The organism is Brevibacillus sp. 7WMA2 (assembly GCF_010748895.1).
In the GTDB taxonomy this organism is placed as follows: Bacteria; Bacillota; Bacilli; order Brevibacillales; family Brevibacillaceae; genus Brevibacillus_B; species Brevibacillus_B halotolerans.
The window spans coordinates 3,397,501-3,416,355 of sequence record NZ_CP048799.1; the positions used below are offsets into that span (position 1 = coordinate 3,397,501).

Annotated in this window: 16 protein-coding genes (1 of these 16 only partly in view); 1 reads left to right on the forward strand and 15 read right to left on the reverse strand. The window is 43.3% G+C overall.

All coding sequences use genetic code 11. The annotated features are described in order from the left end of the window. From hisA to uvrB, 10 genes are all read right to left on the reverse strand, one after another. Positions 1-283: the start of a 1-(5-phosphoribosyl)-5-[(5-phosphoribosylamino)methylideneamino]imidazole-4-carboxamide isomerase gene (hisA, locus tag GOP56_RS14225; RefSeq protein ID WP_022586211.1), read on the reverse strand. The gene continues 464 nt to the left of window position 1, outside the view; 283 of the gene's 747 nt are visible here — the first part of the coding sequence; its start codon is at positions 281-283; its stop codon lies beyond the left edge, outside the window. Beyond that, positions 280-900 (reverse strand): imidazole glycerol phosphate synthase subunit HisH, encoded by a 621-nt coding sequence (hisH, locus tag GOP56_RS14230; RefSeq protein ID WP_163245903.1) that lies wholly within the window; start codon positions 898-900, stop codon positions 280-282. Before hisH ends, hisA begins: the two co-directional genes overlap by 4 nt. Positions 901-904: 4 nt before the next feature. Further along, the gene (gene hisB, locus GOP56_RS14235; RefSeq protein ID WP_022586210.1) at positions 905-1,504 is read right to left on the reverse strand and encodes an imidazoleglycerol-phosphate dehydratase HisB; all 600 of its coding nucleotides are present in this window, start codon (positions 1,502-1,504) and stop codon (positions 905-907) included. A 49-nt stretch (positions 1,505-1,553) separates the two neighbouring features. Beyond that, a complete protein-coding gene (gene hisD / locus GOP56_RS14240; protein WP_163245904.1) occupies positions 1,554-2,837 on the reverse strand; it encodes a histidinol dehydrogenase in 1,284 nt (427 codons plus the stop codon). Positions 2,838-2,856: 19 nt separating this feature from the next. Then, positions 2,857-3,474, reverse strand: a complete 618-nt coding sequence (gene hisG, locus GOP56_RS14245) for an ATP phosphoribosyltransferase (RefSeq protein ID WP_050816534.1) — start codon at positions 3,472-3,474, stop codon at positions 2,857-2,859. Between the two features lie 35 nt (positions 3,475-3,509). Next, positions 3,510-4,682: an ATP phosphoribosyltransferase regulatory subunit gene (locus GOP56_RS14250; protein WP_163245905.1), complete on the reverse strand. Its 1,173-nt coding sequence runs from the start codon at positions 4,680-4,682 to the stop codon at positions 3,510-3,512. A 244-nt stretch (positions 4,683-4,926) separates the two neighbouring features. Continuing rightward, complete coding sequence (locus tag GOP56_RS14255; protein ID WP_022586206.1) at positions 4,927-5,409, reverse strand: acyltransferase; 483 nt, start codon at positions 5,407-5,409, stop codon at positions 4,927-4,929. Positions 5,410-5,456: 47 nt separating this feature from the next. After that, on the reverse strand, positions 5,457-6,383 hold the full coding sequence (gene hprK / locus GOP56_RS14260; protein ID WP_003334359.1) for an HPr(Ser) kinase/phosphatase: 927 nt from the start codon (positions 6,381-6,383) through the stop codon (positions 5,457-5,459). A gap of 189 nt (positions 6,384-6,572) precedes the next feature. After that, entirely contained in the window at positions 6,573-9,461 is a 2,889-nt protein-coding gene (gene uvrA / locus GOP56_RS14265; protein WP_163245906.1) for an excinuclease ABC subunit UvrA, read from the reverse strand. A 12-nt stretch (positions 9,462-9,473) separates the two neighbouring features. After that, complete coding sequence (gene uvrB, locus GOP56_RS14270; RefSeq protein ID WP_163245907.1) at positions 9,474-11,450, reverse strand: excinuclease ABC subunit UvrB; 1,977 nt, start codon at positions 11,448-11,450, stop codon at positions 9,474-9,476. Between the two features lie 174 nt (positions 11,451-11,624). On the opposite strand from uvrB, the gene GOP56_RS14275 reads away from it, so the two are divergent. After that, positions 11,625-12,590 (forward strand): flagellar hook assembly protein FlgD, encoded by a 966-nt coding sequence (locus GOP56_RS14275; RefSeq protein WP_163245908.1) that lies wholly within the window; start codon positions 11,625-11,627, stop codon positions 12,588-12,590. Between the two features lie 122 nt (positions 12,591-12,712). Here the strand turns inward: GOP56_RS14275 and GOP56_RS14280 are convergent, their stop codons facing one another. The 5 genes from GOP56_RS14280 to ftsE all read right to left on the reverse strand — a co-directional run bounded on the left by GOP56_RS14280 (position 12,713) and on the right by ftsE (position 18,554). Then, positions 12,713-13,996 carry a PDZ domain-containing protein gene (locus GOP56_RS14280; RefSeq protein ID WP_163245909.1) on the reverse strand — a complete coding sequence of 428 codons (1,284 nt, stop codon included), beginning with the start codon at positions 13,994-13,996 and terminating at the stop codon, positions 12,713-12,715. 189 nt (positions 13,997-14,185) lie between these two features. Next, positions 14,186-15,667 (reverse strand): S41 family peptidase, encoded by a 1,482-nt coding sequence (locus GOP56_RS14285; protein ID WP_163245910.1) that lies wholly within the window; start codon positions 15,665-15,667, stop codon positions 14,186-14,188. Positions 15,668-15,750: 83 nt separating this feature from the next. Continuing rightward, positions 15,751-16,938 carry a murein hydrolase activator EnvC family protein gene (locus GOP56_RS14290; protein WP_163245911.1) on the reverse strand — a complete coding sequence of 396 codons (1,188 nt, stop codon included), beginning with the start codon at positions 16,936-16,938 and terminating at the stop codon, positions 15,751-15,753. A 46-nt stretch (positions 16,939-16,984) separates the two neighbouring features. Then, positions 16,985-17,878, reverse strand: a complete 894-nt coding sequence (gene ftsX, locus GOP56_RS14295) for a permease-like cell division protein FtsX (protein ID WP_003344479.1) — start codon at positions 17,876-17,878, stop codon at positions 16,985-16,987. Further along, positions 17,868-18,554, reverse strand: a complete 687-nt coding sequence (gene ftsE / locus GOP56_RS14300) for a cell division ATP-binding protein FtsE (RefSeq protein ID WP_022586201.1) — start codon at positions 18,552-18,554, stop codon at positions 17,868-17,870. The genes ftsX and ftsE overlap by 11 nt, the downstream gene beginning before the upstream one ends. Positions 18,555-18,855: the final 301 nt, after the last annotated feature.

Consider the following 18,855-nt stretch of genomic DNA (forward strand, 5'->3'; position numbering starts at 1 on the left):
TATATGCTTCGATATCGTGTAAAGTACGAATGCCACCCCCGACTTGAATGGGGACAGATATCGACTTAGCCATTTCACCAATCAGTTCAAAATGTACAGGGGTTCCTTCTTTTGCTCCATCCAAATCAACCACATGCAACCAAGCTGCTCCCGATTCCGACCACATTTGTGCTACATCATAAGGTGACTCCCCATATACTGTTTCTTGATTGAAATCCCCTTGATATAAGCGGACGCACTTCCCTCCACGTATATCAATAGCAGGATAGATAGTGAATGTCATACCAGCCCCTCCTTGCATTGCTGCACAAAATTAGCTAATAAGGTCATGCCTGTTGACCCGCTTTTCTCTGGATGAAACTGCATGCCGGTAACTTTTCCAGACGAGACGATCGCCGCTACATCATGATCGTAATCCGTGGTTGCAAGCAAATGAGCCAAGTTTTGTACCTGTACATAATAAGAATGCACAAAGTATGCATATTCTCCATCTACTACTCCTTTTACTAAAGGATGCTCTCGATTTCTTAGCGTAAGTTCATTCCATCCCATATGAGGAATTTTAAAATCTCCCTGAAAGCGCACAGCTCGCCCCGGAAGCAAATCCAACCCCTTATGCACCCCATGCTCTTCACTTTCGCTAAATAAAAGCTGCATTCCTAAGCATATCCCCAACAGCGGACGATCTGTCTGTACATATTCCCGGATCGCTTGATCTAAGCCAATTGTTCGGATATATCTCATGGCATCGCCAAAGGCACCCACACCCGGCAGCAATAAACCGCTATAGCTATTTAACTGCTCTGGTTGACTAACAATCTCATGTGCCGCCCCTAAACGTTCCAATGCTTTGCGTAAACTAAACAAATTTCCCATCCCATAGTCGATAATTCCAATCATATTTCTATAGCATTCCTTTCGTAGAGGGGACTCCTTTTACTCGTGGATCGAGTTGGGTAGCTTCATCAAGCGCGCGTCCAAATGCTTTAAATATTCCTTCAATCATATGATGGGTATTCTGACCATAATGCAAAATGACATGAACGTTCATCCGTGATTCTAAAGCAAATTTCCATAAGAATTCATGTACCAGCTCGGTAGGAAATTGTCCAACCTGACATGAAGGGAAAGTAGCTCGGTATTCCAAATGAGGCCGATTACTTATATCAATCACCACCTGGGCCAACGCATCGTCCATAGGGACAAATGCATTCCCATAGCGCTTAATTCCCGTTTTATCACCTAATGCCTCACGTACGGCCTGACCTAAACAAATCCCGATATCCTCAACCGTATGATGATAGTCGATCTCGATGTCCCCTTCTGCTTCCACTTGCAATTGAAAATGGCCATGGCGTGTAAATAAATCAAGCATATGCGACAAAAAAGGGACACCTGTATTCAGCTTGCTCTCTCCATTTCCGTCCACTGTAAACTGCAAAGCCACGTTTGTCTCATTGGTTTTACGCTTTATAGTCGCTGTCCTACTCATAGCCTGTTCCATCGCTTTCTTCCTTTCAGCTAGTCTGACAACAGTCTGTCATCCATATTTATCAGAATTTATCGCTAACACTAGCCAGTCTGACTTGAATGGCTTTGGCATGAGCCGTTAGCCCCTCAGTCTCCGCCAGTCTCATAATTTTTTCTCCATGCTCAACAAGATCAGCCTTACTATATGAAATAACACTCATTTTTTTTATAAAATCGTCAACCGACAAAGGAGAAGAAAAACGTGCTGTTCCGTTTGTCGGTAAAACATGATTCGGTCCGGCAAAATAATCGCCTACAGGCTCAGAGCTGTAAGGGCCTAAAAACACAGCTCCAGCATTTTTAATTTTTCCTAAATGACTGTGGGCATCTTCTACAAGTAGCTCTAAATGCTCAGGGGCTAAACGATTAACCACTGCAAAGCCTTCTTCCAAATCAGCCACAACACAGATAGCTCCATGAGAGCGCAGAGAAGCTTCTGCAATCTTTTTTCTTGGCAGGTTCATGATTTGCCGTTCTAATTCAAAAGCTACTTCCTCAGCTACTTTTTGTGAGGTCGTAAGTAAGATAGCTGACGCCAGCGGATCGTGTTCCGCTTGAGATAGGAGGTCGGCAGCAATGTAGCTGGGCGAAGCTGTTTCATCTGCTAACACTACGATTTCACTAGGACCTGCTATCATATCAATGCTGACTATTCCAAACACCTCACGTTTGGCTAGCGCGACATAGATATTGCCCGGTCCAACAATTTTATCTACAGCAGGAATCGTTTGCGTTCCATACGTAAGTGCGCCAATTGCTTGGGCTCCACCTACCTTATAAATCTCCTTCACACCAGCAATTTCAGCAGCAACTATAACGGCTGGAGCAATCCTCCCTTCTCGATCTGGCGGTGTGACCATCACAATTTTCTCCACCCCTGCGACTTGTGCTGGAATAGCATTCATGAGAACAGAGGAGGGGTAGGAAGCGGAGCCGCCTGGAACATAAAGCCCCACGCTTTGTAGAGGCCGAATCATTTGGCCCAGCATAGTTCCAGACTCTCTTGTCATAAACCAGGATGTACGCGCCTGATGCTGGTGGTATGCACGAATATTGTCGGCCGCTTCTTGTAAAGCGCTCCGTACCTCAATAGGAACGTTAGCCTTGGCAGCTAGGAATTCTTCTTCTGTTACGCGAATCTTTTCGATGGTTACCCCATCATATTTTTGGGTAAAGGCACGAACTGCTTTATCGCCACTCTCTTTAACCGCTGCTAAAATCTCCCGGACAACACATTGCTGTTCTGTAGTGCCACGGTCAATACTGCGGGCAATACTAAGCTTGTGTGCATTTGTAATCCTTAGCATGCTGTCTAGTACCTCCTATTCATCTGAGTACGCCTGCTTTTGGAATGGCCTGTATAAATTTTTGGGCAACGCTTTCTACAGCCTTACTTTTCATTCGATAACTGGAGCGATTGGCAATAAGCCTTGTAGTTATATCGCAAATATGTTCCATCTCTATCAGACCATTCTCTCGTAACGTCTGCCCTGTGGAGACAATATCAACAATCCGCTCTGCAAGTCCGATCAAAGGAGCTAATTCGACAGAACCATTTAGCTTAATGATCTCGACCTGCTGACCTTGTTCTCGAAAATAACGCGATGCAATCGTAGGATATTTGGTAGCTACTCTAGGCTGAACAGTTGGCTGATACTCGGCTAAACCAGCAACCACCATGCGACATCTGCCAATTTCAAGATCAAGTAATTCGTAGACATCCCTGTTTTCTTCCAATAAAACATCTTTGCCTACCACACCAACATCTGCTACGCCATACTCCACATAAGTCGGTACGTCAGTTGGCTTTGCCAAAATAAATTCCATCTGAAAATGCGGAACAGGAATGATCAATTTGCGGGAATCTTTCAAATTTTCACCAACCACGATGCCTGATTCTTGTAAAAAGACTAGTGACTCTTCAAATATGCGCCCCTTTGGCATCGCTATCGTTAGCTTTTGCAATGATTCCGTTTCCTTCACGGTCCCTCGCCTCCCCAGATAACAACATGATTGTGTTTGCAATTTCTAAAAGCATGCTCTGCCTCTGCTGACCATCTTGCTGTAATAACGACATTTTGTTCATCACGTTTTTTCTGTGCATAGCGAAGTGCTTCTGCTCGTTGGTGCTGCTTATATAAAACGACATATCGTTTTTTAGAAATTGGGGCTTCTATATTTGCTACCTGTAATAAACAATCAACTTCGAGTGCAAACCCTGTAGCTGCTGCTGGACGACCAAATTGCTCTAACAACCGATCATATCGGCCGCCGCTTAACAAGGACGAACCCAGTTCTGCTGCATATCCTTCAAAAACAATGCCTGTATAATAATCAAATCGTCCAATGAGCGTTAAGTCTAATTGGATATGCTCCTCTACACCATAAGCCTCCAACGCATCCCACAATGTTGAGATGGTTTGCATAGCTTCCACCGCTTTTGAATTTCGCAAGAGCTGCATGCCTTCCCTAACGGTCTCTTTACCGCCACGCAATTGAAGCAGGAAAAGCAGCTTCTCTTTTTCTTTCTTTGTGACAGATAGTCTACTCACGAGTTGACGATACCCTACATAATCTCTATGCTGAAGGCATTTCTCCAAGCTTTGTCTCTCCTGCTGATCACCTATGATTTCTTCTAACAAGCCTGTTACCACGTCTACATGACCAATTGTTAGTTTAAAGGCAGATACTCCAGCATCCTGCAAGCATGAAATCGCTAACGCAATTACTTCAGCATCCGCATCTACACTAGCATCCCCGATAAGCTCTACTCCCGTCTGATAAAATTCAGCAGGACGACTAGCTTCTTTCTCTTGCGCACGAAATACATTCGCTTGATAAAATAATCGGATAGGATAAGGTACGTGCTTATACAAGGAAGAGACAACACGGGCTATAGGCGCTGTTACCTCGGGACGTAAAATGACAGTATGCCCCTGTTTATCTAACAGCTTGAACATATGGTCGGTCAGAGTCGCACTTGCTACCCCCACCGTTTCAAAGTACTCTAGCGCCGGTGTGGCAATTTCGTCATACCCCCACCTCGATATACATTGACGCAAAATTCGTTCAATTATACGTTGCTTTTGTAATACCTCAGGCAATATATCTCGCATGCCTAAAGGCTTTTCAAAAACCAAGGGTGTAGCCATCCTCGTTCCCTCCTACTCCTCTAGATGCTTTACTCTGCTAATAAACTAAAGCGAATGAATTAGTAGAAAATATACTACTAAATATCGAAGAGGTCAACACCTTTTTACGACAGCATGTCCGTGGATCATGTGTTTACCTACTTAACCTAGTAGCAAATTTTTTTGGCACTATCCCCTTCAGGAGCTTTATTTTCCACAAAAAAACCTTTGTCTCCTGACGAGACAAAGGTCCTCTAGCTCTACTTTACTGTCGAATGGTTTGTAACGGATTTCCACCCACAAATGCTCCTGCTGGTACATCGCGGTGAACAACACTGCCTGCTGCAACCACGGCATTATCACCAATGGCTACTCCAGGCAAAATCGTGGTATTGGCCCCAATTAAAACACGATCGCCAATCATAACTTCCCCAAGGCGATACTCGTCCACTAAATATTCATGGGCTAAAATAGTAGTATTATAGCCAATTACGCAATTTCGTCCAATCGTAATGAGTTCAGGATACATAATATCCATCATAACCATCAATGCTACAGCAGATTGATCGCCTACCTTGATTCCCAGAAAGGTACGATACATCCAATTCTTCACAAACACAAATGGACAATAACGCGCCAGCTGGATAACAACAAAGTTTCTACAAACCTTCCAAAAACTCACGGTTTTATACATATGCCAAAGCGGATTGACTCCTCCCGCTACGGGATATCGTTTGGTGTTACGCATATGCGTCAGATTGCTCCTTTACCTCTCCCTATAGGGATCGCATCATCTTAGATAAATGAATCATGATCTTCAATTGTATCTGTCAAACGCTTGGAGAAATGTACGGCAGCATTGTAGCCCATGCGTTTTAGGCGGTAGTTCATAGCTGCTACCTCGATAATGACGGCTAAATTTCGCCCCGGACGAACAGGGACAGTAATGACTGGCACATCAGTATCCATTACTTTCATTTTTTCTTCATCTAGTCCTAAACGCTCGTAGTGCTTATGCTGATCCCACAGCTCTAGCTTCACGACCATATCAATGTTTTTCGTATTACGTACAGCTCCTGCACCAAACATCGTCATTACATTAATAATACCTACTCCGCGTATTTCCAATAAATGTTGAATTAAATCAGGGGCCATCCCTGTTAAGTGACCTTCTTGGGTTTGACGAATTTCTACAGCGTCATCGGCTACAAGACGATGACCACGCTTTACCAGTTCCAGCGCTGTCTCACTCTTCCCGATTCCACTAGCACCAAGGATAAAGACACCCACTCCGTATACATCCGTAAGAACCCCATGAATCGTAGCTGTTGGCGCGAGACGATCCTCCAGATAATTTGTCAGCTTACTAACCAAGCTGGTCGTTGGTAAAGGAGATTGAATGACCGGTACCCCTCTGCTGTTAGATACGTCCAGCACTTCTTGTGGCAATTCCAAATTACGCGCTACACATAAGCAAGGTGTCTCCTCACTCATTAAAAAGCTGAGTCTATCCACTATGGTTTCATTAGGCAATGTATGTAAAAATTCCATTTCAGTCATTCCGAGAATTTGGATGCGTTCTCCAGGATAATGGGATTTATATCCCGCTAGCTGTAATCCAGGCCGACTTAAATCAGTAACGCTGATCGGGCGACTTAATCCCTGTTCGCCACTTACTATTTTCAGTTGAAAATGTTCGACAAGATGACTGACATTTACCATTTGTATCAAACACCACTTTCCCAGCCGAGATCGCTGTTTTCCGTTATTTCTTACCCCTATTGTAACGAACCCATCTTGTGCAAACAACCGTCTAGATGAATTGGCTTGCAACTATCATACTTATGTAAAAGAAAAGACACCCCGGTTAACTAGGATGCCTTTTTAGTGTTGTACTGTAAAGCTTTTACCTTAGGTTTGATTAACTAGCTCTTGAATCCTTTCTTGAGTACGCTTGCGATCACGCTCAAGGATAGGTCCCAAAAACTCTCCTGTATACGATCCCTTAACCTTGGCAACCTCTTCTGGAGTGCCCGTAGCTACAATACTGCCTCCCCGTGTTCCGCCTTCTGGCCCAAGGTCGATTATATGGTCTGCTGTCTTAATAACATCCAGATTATGTTCAATAACCAAAACCGTATCGCCATTTTCTACTAATCGTTGCAAGACTTTTAGCAAGCGGTCAATGTCATAGGTATGCAATCCTGTAGTTGGTTCATCTAGGATGTATATGGTGCGCCCCGTACTGCGGCGATGTAATTCCGAAGCTAATTTCACGCGTTGGGCTTCTCCGCCTGATAAAGTAGTGGCCGGTTGTCCTAACTTCATGTAGCCTAAACCAACATCAAGCAGCGTTTGAATTTTTCTTTGGATTTTCGGTACATTTTTGAAAAACTCAACTGCATCTTCCACTGTTGTTTCCAAAATATCAGAAATGCTTTTGCCTTTATATTTAACCTCTAAGGTCTCACGATTGTAGCGTTTTCCATTACAAATCTCGCAGGGTACGTACACGTCCGGTAGAAAATGCATCTCAATCTTAATAATACCGTCTCCTGTGCAAGCTTCACAACGCCCGCCTTTTACGTTAAAGCTAAAACGTCCTTTCTTGTATCCACGCACTTTTGCTTCATTTGTGGAGGCAAATAGGTCACGAATATCATCAAACACACCCGTATACGTAGCTGGGTTGGAACGAGGTGTACGTCCAATTGGCGATTGATCAATATCAACTACCTTGTCCAAATGCTCCAAGCCATTCATTCGTTTAAATTCTCCAGGCTTAGCCTTTGCCCGATTTAATTCACGCGCCAATGCCTTGTGTAGGATTTCGTTAATGAGAGTACTTTTTCCGGAACCAGAGACACCCGTTACAGCAACGAATACGCCTAATGGAATCTTGACATTCACATTTTTTAGGTTGTTTTCTTTTGCCCCTTCAATCACTATCCATTTATCGCAGGCTTCACCATTTTGAGCAGGCTTACGTCTTTCAAGAGGTACAGGGATGAATTTACGCCCGCTTAAATAAGCTCCTGTCAGAGAGTTGGGATTTTCCATTACTTCTTGTGGAGTTCCTTCCGCCACTATCTGTCCACCGTGAATCCCTGCTCCAGGACCAATGTCGATAATGTAATCGCAGGCTAGCATCGTATCCTCGTCATGCTCTACCACGATCAGTGTATTTCCTAAGCTTGTCATATGCTCCAGCGTCTTAATCAAGCGAGCATTATCACGCTGATGTAGACCAATGCTTGGCTCGTCCAAAATATATAAGACTCCCATTAGACTAGAGCCAATCTGTGTAGCTAATCGAATGCGTTGCGCTTCTCCACCTGATAATGTACCTGCCGCTCGGCTTAATGTTAGGTAATCAAGCCCCACATCAATAAGGAAATTCAATCTTGCTTTGATCTCCTTTAAAATCATATGAGCGATCTTTATCTCTTTCTCACTTAATTCAACCTGATCAAAAAATTGATGGGCATCCACAATAGATAGACTGGTTAGCTCTGAAATATTACGTTTGCCGATCAAAACAGCAAGGCTCTCTTGACGCAAACGCTGGCCTTTACAAACCGGGCAGGCTTTTTGCCCCATGAAGCCTTCAATTTGTTCACGTATATAATCAGAGCTGGTTTCTAGGTGGCGTCTTTGCAGATTCGGGATTACACCTTCAAATGCCACTGTAGCCTCACGTACTTGGCCAAATTCATTCTCATAACGGAATTGAATTTTTTCCCCTTTGCTGCCATATAAAACGATTTGCAATTGCTCATCATCCAGCTCTTCCACCGGTACATCTGTAGGAATGCTAAAATGGCGGCAAGCTGATTCTAATAGTTGAGGGTAGTAGGTAGAAGACTTTGGCTCCCAGGCTGCTATAGCCCCCTCTGATAATGTCTTAGAGGAATCTGGAACAACCAGGTCCGGGTCAACCTCCATCCTCACTCCCAATCCGTCACACTCTGAGCAGGCTCCGTACGGGCTGTTAAATGAGAAGATTCTTGGCTCTAACTCGCCAATCGAGAATCCACAGAGCGGACAAGCATGCTTCTCGCTAAATAGCAGCTCTTCCTGATCAATCACATCGACAATTACCTTACCATCCGCTAAACGCAACGCTGTTTCTAAGGAATCAGCAATACGCGTCTGAGAATCAGGTTTGACGACAATCCGGTCAATGACAACTTCAATGCTATGCTTTTTGTTTTTTTCCAGACGAATCTCCTCAGATAAATCCCGGACTTCACCATCAACCCGAACCCGAACATACCCTTGTTTACGAATATCTTCTAACAGCTTGACGTGTTCTCCTTTACGTCCCTGGACTAGTGGAGCCAGAATTTGCATACGGGTACGTTCCGGAAATTCCATAATACGATCTACCATTTGTTCGATCGTTTGGGAACTAATTTCTATCCCATGAGTTGGGCAAACAGGTCTTCCAATACGTGCATATAACAGACGCAAATAATCATAGATTTCTGTCACGGTTCCTACGGTAGAACGTGGATTGCGACTCGTGGTCTTCTGATCAATCGAAATAGCTGGAGAGAGACCATCAATGGAATCTACATCAGGCTTATCCATTTGTCCAAGAAATTGACGAGCATAGGCAGATAGCGACTCTACATAACGACGCTGTCCTTCCGCATAGATCGTATCAAAAGCAAGAGACGATTTTCCTGAACCGGATAGTCCCGTTAAAACAACAAATTTATCTCGTGGGATGACGACATCTATGTTTTTTAAATTATGAGCGCGTGCACCCTTCACCACGATTCGATCTAAAGGCATGTATTTCACTCCCTACAAGTCAGCTTTCAACTCCAATATCAAATCACGAAGCTCTGCTGCACGCTCGAACATGAGATTGCGTGCGGCTTCCTTCATTTCCTCTTCCATTCGCTCGATGACTACTATGCGATCCTTTTTCGGCATCTTCTTTACATCTAAGTGTGGTAGATAATCAGCTTTCTCCTCCGCCACTTTTGTTGCTTCAATAACTCCGCGAATGGCTTTTTGAATCGTTTGTGGTGTGATGCCGTGCTTTTCATTGTAAGCAAGCTGGATACTACGGCGCCGTTCCGTTTCTTGTATGGCTTTCGACATGGAATCAGTCATTTTGTCAGCGTACATAATTACGCGACCCTCTGCATTCCTCGCAGCACGTCCGATGGTTTGGATTAATGACCGCTCATTGCGCAGGAAGCCTTCTTTATCGGCGTCTAAAATGGCAACTAAAGATACTTCCGGTAAATCCAGCCCTTCCCGCAACAAGTTAATCCCGACCAAAACATCAAATTCGCCCAAACGCAGGGCACGTAAAATCTGCATGCGCTCTATAGTCTTAATATCAGAGTGCAGATAACGTACTTTAATGCCTATCTCCTTCAGATAATCGGTTAGGTCTTCTGACATCTTCTTGGTAAGAGTCGTTACTAAAACACGTTCGTCTTTAGCAATGGTTGCCTGAATTTCCCCGATTAAATCATCAATTTGTCCTTTTATTTGACGAACGGTGATTGTTGGATCCACTAAACCTGTTGGACGAATGACCTGCTCTGCCATTTTAGGCGTATGCTCCAGTTCATATACTCCTGGTGTGGCTGAAATATAGACAGCTTGCTTTACTTTCTTTTCAAACTCCTCAAACCTAAGCGGACGGTTATCGCGGGCGGACGGCAAGCGGAAGCCATGCTCCACCAGTACATCCTTGCGGGCTCTATCTCCATTGTACATCCCACGAATTTGTGGGAGGGTCATGTGAGACTCGTCTATCACCATTAAAAAATCATCCGGAAAATAATCAAGCAGCGTGTATGGAGGATGTCCCTCTGGTAATCCAGTCAGATGACGGGAGTAGTTCTCAATTCCTGAGCAAAAGCCCATTTCCAGCATCATCTCTATATCGTATCTCGTACGCTGTTCTAGCCGTTGCGCTTCCAATAGCTTGCCTGCTGCTTGCAATTCCAACAGCCTTAGTTCTAGCTCCTGTTCAATATTTTCAACAGCCTTCTTCATTTTTTCCTCACGGGTAACGAAGTGAGACGCAGGAAAAATCGCTACGTGGTCCCTACTTCCCAGAATCTCCCCAGTTAATACATCAATCTCTGTGATGCGCTCAATCTCATCACCAAAAAACTCTACTCGTATTGCCTGTTCACTGCGCGACGCCGGGAATATTTCCAGTACGTCTCCTCGAACACGAAACGTCCCACGAGTAAAGTTAATATCATTGCGGTCATATTGAATATCAACGAGGCGATGCAAAACCTCATCTCTGCTTTTTTCCATGCCTGTACGCAAGGAAAGCACCATCTCTCTATATTCAATCGGGGAACCCAAACCGTATATGCAGGAAACGGATGCGACAATGATGACATCTCGTCTCTCTAATAACGAGCTAGTTGCCGAGTGACGCAATTTATCAATCTCATCATTAACGCTTGAATCCTTTTCAATATAAGTATCCGAATGAGGAATGTAGGCTTCCGGTTGATAGTAATCGTAGTAACTAACGAAGTATTCTACCGCGTTATTCGGGAAAAATTCACGAAATTCCGCTGCCAACTGAGCAGCTAAGGTCTTGTTATGCGCCATGACTAGTGTAGGTTTGTTCACCTGAGCTATCATATGAGCAGCAGTAAAGGTTTTACCTGTTCCGGTAGCACCCAGCAGAGTTTGATGGCGTTTACCCGCCTTTATTCCTTCCACTAGCTCTGCAATTGCAATAGGCTGATCACCCGAAGGCGTATACTCCGAAACTAACTCAAAACGATCCACGGTCCCCTCATCCTCCTTTTTATATCCTATCCTTCATTATAGCACAATCATTTAAAATATAAGCAAAAACTCGAACGTTTGTTTGTCTATTCGATATAAGTGATTTTACCGATAATATAGAAAGATAGCAAGTCTATCTGTCTGATAATTTTTACCCATTTGGGAGGAAAATGAATGCCGACCAACAGCATACAAAAATCGCTGGGAGCAGCGAGAGCAGCAGCCAAAGCGACAGCACAAAACACAACGCCGAAAACAAAGTCTTCCGTACAAGCAGAATATAGCTATGCTAATACAAAAGAATTTTCAACGGGCTTGGATAGCGAATCTTTTATGAAGCTAATGATTGCCCAGATAAAGAATCAAGACCCGATGTCACCGATGGATAACTCTCAATTTATGATGCAAACCGCTATGATGACCATGGTAGAAAAAGTGACGAATATCGAGCTTCTTATGAAGGAGTCAAATAGCAGTCTGTTAAACGTAAAAGAGTACGAGGAAATCATCGGTAAAAAAGCTACTTATGAAGTGGCTCGTAAGGATGACTCCGGTCAAATTTATGTAACAACAGCTTCTGGTACCGTTGACGGAGTAAAAATGGTTGATGGCAGAATCTGGTTTATCGTAGGTAAAGATATTATCTCCCAACAGCAAATCCATGGCCTAGAATCTCTTACGTCTCAAACTGGTGTTGACCAAACGCTAAAATACGCCAATATGATTGGTTATAAAGTAACGTATACAGAACAAGGAACAGGCGAGGACGGCAAACCAACCTCAACTGAGTCAACTGGTATCATTCAGGCAGTCAGCATGAAAAATGGTTTGGTAGAATTTGTTCTAGCTGACGGTAAAAAGATTAAATCTACAGATATCGTTGGACTTGAGGTAGTAAAGCCTGAAGAAGAGGAAGAAGCTCCTACTGAGCCGGACGGTTCTGAAGGTACTGACGAAAGCGGCGGTACCGGTGGTTCTGAAGGTACGGGCGAGAGCGGCGGCACCGATGGTTCTGAGGGTGCTGGTGAAAGTGAAAATCCCGACTCCCAAAAACCTGATGAATCAGGAAAACCTGGAGATTCCCAAACGCCTGATGACAAGGAAAAGTCTGAGGATAACACAGATAAACCCTCTGCATAAATAGTAGGAAGAGCAGTCCAAAACTTTTCTTCTCAAACGAAAAAGATGACCTCATACAGGCTTGAGGTCATCTTTTTGTTGTTTCCATGCTTTTTCCGCGGGTAACGCAGGGTTTCCCCCTGCTACATGCCCAGCTCTTGCTCGCCTTTCGGTTTATGCTTCCTTACTCCAAGGAAACCAATTTCTTGCATAGACACAAAATGCGTTGTCCGTTCGTCTGGTACCACAATAATACCAAGCTGATGATGCTGTCCCGCATAGATCGCACTCTGCGTAAATTTTATTTCATGATCCAGTGTCAAAACTTCCATTTTACAGAAAGCTGGGTTAGCTTGTAACGCCGGATATAAATCTTCCTTTACCGAGATCGGGTATCCATTTACCTTAACAATTACCTCGCCGCTCCTAATCCCCATGACATCGGCTGGCGTCCCTGGGAGTACAGCCAGCACCTTCAGGCCCTTACCAGTAGGAACGTAGTAGGGAGGCAATTTCTCCTCTTGACGTGCGCTTAGCCAGCCCAACCATTCGTGCCCAAAAAAGGCAAAGAGGGCAGCTACATACACAAGAGAAGGAACAATGACTGCTACATAGCTTATTCCAAGCAAAATGAATGAATACAGAAATAAATGCTTGGATAAAGAGCTCGCTTTTTCCTGTGGTGTTTTTGTTTTAGTAATAGCAGAAAAACCCGTAATTGCTGGTAAAAGCAACATCCCAAGCGTAGCCATCGACCAATCCGGAGAAAACAACGGCCATCCCTGAAATAGTGCTGGTACCTGCAATGCCCCTTCTGTAACAGGGGTTAGTACAATGACAGGTGTTAACCAAAAGGAATGAAGCTGGTAAGCACCTACAACTCTTCCGCGTTTTCCTTCTACAAATAACGGAGATGCATGTCTGTCTCCATGACTTCTAATAAACCATGCTTCTACAATATGTAATAGAGCAACTAAAGCTAGTAGCGGTGCTGGATTAGCATGAGCAAACCATCCCCATACTTTAGCGATGCCAGATACCTCTTCGGCTATGGGAAATAGTTTGGCAAGCCCATGTAAGCCGGTAAAAATAGCCGTTCCATAGGCCAAACATAGAAAGCGAAATCTTACAAAGGCAAGTAATAAAGCAATCGCCCAAGCAATCCACATGTCAGATACCTGAATAAAGATACCTAATAACCCAGCTACAAGGCTAACGAACAAACCGCCCACTATCCCCAGACCAACAGAACGCAGTGTTTGTGATAATGGCGAATGGATTCGTACAGAAAACAATTGACGCTCCCATAGCATTTGTTTGCGATAATGCAAGTAAATCAGTATGAGAAACGCATATAGGAGCGGATTTAACAGAAAATGTACCAATGCGTACAAATAGTTGCTTATCAGGTTCCAGAGCACACTCAATTTTCTCTCCCCCTCTAAAAATATAAAAGAGCTTGGCAGTTGCCAAACCTCTAGTGCCGGCAAAACTTATTGCACTTTTACTATCAGTCCAAACCATTTATCCTTAATACAAAAAAGAACCACGACCGTTTTGTTCGTGGTTCTTACTTTCTACAGAATAGAAAGGTTTCCCTGCTTTTTTTCTTTGGATTATTTTGCCTTTGACTGCGCAGTGATCTCCAATGCACGTTGCAATTGGCGATCGTTGTTCGGATCTCTCATTACTTTAATTAAAGCATTTTGCATCGCTAGACCCGTTTTTTGATCTACTTTTCCCGTCACTTCAAGCTTGTGAGCCTGTTGGAATTTTTTCACTGCGGCTTCAGTAGCAGCATCATAATAGCCATCCAAACGGTCTGGCTTCAATTGCAGACCTTCAAGAATTAATTGGAGGTTCTTTACTTCTATCCCATTCATATCGCGTGATAATACTTTATCATGCGGGAGCTGTGTTGCCTTAAAATAATCTGGCTGGGTGACAACCTCATCAGGCTGGATTCCTTTTTTATGAATCCATTCCCCTTTAGGTGTTAACCATTTAGCAATTGTCAGCTTTAATTGGCTTTTATCCTTCATTTCCATTGTGTTCTGAACGGTACCCTTACCAAACGTTTTTTCGCCAACCAATTTTGCACCTGCACTCTCGGACAGGGCACCTGCTAAAATTTCGGAGGCACTAGCAGATCCTCCATCAATTAAAACAGTGATTGGATACGGTTTTCCCTTATCTGCTTTGGAATAAAACGTCTCTATCTGTTCATTATTATTTCCATAGGAGATTTCAACAATTTTAGCCTTGTTAGGGATCAAAACCTCGCTGATACTAGTCGTTGCTTTTAGATAGCCGCCTGGGTTACCACGAACATCAATGATTAATCCTTGAATGCCTTTTTTCTCTAGTTCGGCTAATTCTCTATTAAAATCGTCAGCCGTAGCACTAGCGAAGGAGGTCATTTCTAATTTCCCGATCTTCTTACCGTTACTCTCTAGGATAGAGCTATGGACGGTCTCAATTGGAATATCATCTCGAACAATCACAACAGTAATCGGTTCGGGATTTCCCGTACGCAAAATTTTCAGAGTAGCCTTCGTTCCTTTAGGACCACGAATTTTCCCTACCGCTTTATGCAAATCTAAGCCTTCCAAGGATTCACCATTAACGCTAAGCACCTGATCGTTTGGACGAAGCCCCGCTTTTTCCGCCGGGGAGGTTTTTATCGGTGATACGATGGTAAGCTTACCATTCTTCATTGTTACTTCTGCCCCAATTCCTTCAAATGAAGAATTAAGAGATGCATTGAATTCCGCTGCTGCCTCAGGATCCATATAGTCTGAATACGGATCATCCAACGCAGAGATCATGCCGTTGATGGCTCCCTCCATGAGCTTGTCATCAGCTACCTCATGCACGTAACGCGATTTGATTATTTTATATACTTCCTGTAGCTTAGCAAAGTCTTTGGGCGAACCTTGTCCACCACCAAGAGAGAAAAGACCGTTGCTCCCGCCAGCCACTACCGCATTTGTTGCAGAGCTTAACGGAACTGTTTTCACAGCAATCACGGTTAGAAGACTGCTGGTCAACATACCGGCTAGCACAAGGGCAAGCACCTTGCGTCCGTTCCATTTCATACTATACACCATCCTTTTTGTCTGCCATGGAAAAGCTATGCAACTAGTGTATGCAAAGTGGAGCTACAATATTTGCGACAATCCTAGCGAATGTATGGTGCTGGATCAACCTGTCGACCGTTTTTATACACAGTGAAATGCAGATGGTTACCAGTTGAGCGTCCAGTGGAACCTACCTCTGCAATTTTTTCACCACGTTTTACAGCTTGTCCAACACGAACCTTAATTCCGCCTTCACGAATATGCCCATATAACGTACTGATTTCTTTATTGTGCTGAATAACGACTGTATTACCATATCCCCGCATCGTTCCAGCAACAATAACGATACCATCCTCGGCTGCTTTAATCGTTGTTCCCCTTGGTGCTGCCATATCTATTCCATCGTGTCCTGCGGCTTTGCCTGTGAATGGATCGGCCCGATAACCAAATGAGGAAGTAAGAACGAACGAGTCGAGCGGAACTGCCAATTTTCCACCTTTGTAATTACTTACACTGCTTAAATTGCGCTTTTCTAAAAGCTTAGCAGATTCTGCTTGAATCATTGCTCTCATGGCATCTTGTGCTTCTGCTTCGATTTCTATGAGATTGTTTTCTTTCTTCTTAAGCTCGGCTTTTACAACGACACTGCGATTATATTGTCGATCGAGCTCTTCTTTTAAATCTTCACTTTTTGAGAACATTGTTTTATAGGAAGCAAGTAAATTATCCACGTCTTTCTTCCGTTTTTCAATGGTTTGTTTATCCTTTTTGTTCTCCTCCAAAATCCGATTATCCTGTTCCACGATCAGCTTCATGCCGTGCATGCGTGTCAACAGATCGCCAAAATCAGAGGAGCCCATCAGCACATCCAGATAGGATACCTTACCTCGTTTATACATTGCTTTGACACGTGTTTTTAATAGCTCATCACGCTTAGCCACTCGATCTACAGCGGAATCTAAATCTTCCTGTGCAACCACAGCCTTTTTAGTTGTCAGGTGAATGTCTGTATCCAGCTTGTCCAGCTTCTGCTGTGTTTCTTCTCGCTTTAGATCGATGGCAAATAGTTCATGTTCTAGATTTTTCTGCTCATTTCTCACTGTATTAATTTGATTCTTAATATTGGTTACCTGTTGCTGTTGCTTCTTTTTCTGCGACCGAATTTGTTCTAGCTCTCGATTAATCGTTTGTAGAGATTTCTTGCTGGCAAACCCCGCAGGAGCAGGCGCTAGTCCCCATGCCAGCATACTGGTCGCTAAAACAGAAAGAATGAGGTTATTCTTTTTCATTTCCACGTGCCCTCCCATAGCCTTATTCTATCAATTGCTCTATCATCTACACCTTCAAGAATTTGCGAACGGAAAGCATACTTCCCCAAATACCAATAAAAGCACCAATCCCTACCAATAACAGTCCTACCTGATAGGCAAACGGATTCATTGGCAATAATGGAAGCATAGAGCTGTACATACTAGCGTGTATTTGTTGCAATAAATAGTAGTAACCTCCTGCAAGGATGGTAATAGGAATAATCGCTCCCAATACACCCATAAACAGACCTTCAATAAAGAAAGGCCAACGAATAAACCAGTTGGTTGCTCCTACTAGCTTCATTATTTCAATTTCACGACGGCGTGCAACAATGGTTAGTTTAATGGTATTAGCAATAAGGAACATCGCCGTAAAAGCTAATCCAATAATGAAGAAAATGCCTACATTACGCAAAATATTGGTCGCAGTAAACAAATTGTTTACCGTTTCCGCTCCGTAGTCGACATCTTCAATATGTTCCATCTCTTTGACCTGCTTAGCGACAAAATCTACATCTTTTGGTTCTTTGGTTTTTACCACCAATGCATCTGGTAGTGGATTTTCCTTCTCCAAGCCATCCAAAAGCTTCCCATTTTCACCTAGCTGCTCCCGCAAATCCTTTAACCCTTGGGCTTTCGGAACAAAGGTAACGGTCTCTACAGCTGGCAATGCCTTCACTTGTTTTTGTAAGCTCTCCGCTACCGCCTTATCTGAGGTAACATCCATAAAAACACGTATTTCAACCTGATTTTCCACCAATTTTGCCATGTGATTAACGTTTAGTGCTAGTAGTAAAAATACACCTAAGATCAATAAGGTAATGGTTACGGCACTAACTGAAGCAAAAGTCATCCAGCCATTCCGTCCCAGATTTTTTACACCTTCTCGCACATGGCGTCCGTATGTACTAATCTTCATAACCGTATTCCCCTCTCTGTTCATCGCGGGCAATTTCACCAGCTTCAATCGCGATGACACGACGGCGAATCGTATTAACAATCTCACGGTTATGTGTTGCCATCACAACGGTCGTTCCACGCTGATTGATCTCTTCAAACAAGCGCATAATATCCCAAGAAGTTTCGGGATCAAGGTTACCCGTAGGCTCGTCCGCAATAATGATACTTGGATTGTTAACGATAGCCCGCGCCAAAGCGACTCGTTGTTGCTCCCCACCCGATAATTCTCCTGGCAGCATTTTTGCTTTATGCTTTAATTTGACAAGATTAAGCACATCTAAAACACGAGGCTTGATGATCTTCTTATTCGCCTCAATAACTTCCATTGCAAATGCAACATTTTCAAATACCGTTAAAGTTGGCAATAGTTTAAAATCCTGAAAAACAACTCCGATACTGCGGCGTACATTTGGTATTTGTCTTTCTTTAATGCGACTGACATTAAATCCGTTTAAAAAGATTTGTCCCTTGGTTGGTCTTTCTTCCCGATACATTAATTTAATAAAGGTTGATTTACCAGCACCACTTGGACCTACAACATAAACAAATTCACCCTTATCAATTTTTACATTAATCCCCTTTAGCGCATTGGTGCCATTGGGATATGTTTTCCAGACATCATACATCTCGATCAAAAAAATCACACCCTATTATCGCTTATGTTCTTGAGGCATCAGAAAAAGACAAAAAATACTAGCATCTGATCACTTTTTCTATTATACCACTGAGTTTCTGTGTTGTTATCCCCTAATTATCGCATTTCTTGTCGGTAAAATGGAAAAAAACAACAAAAAATTGTGATCTTATACCCACTTTTTTATATTGACAACTATTTTCTTACTATTTTTTACATAAGCTCTTATTTAAAGAAATCCAGTATCTAGCGCATTATTGCACGAACTGGTCTGCGTGCAATTCCCCACTCATAGATTTTTG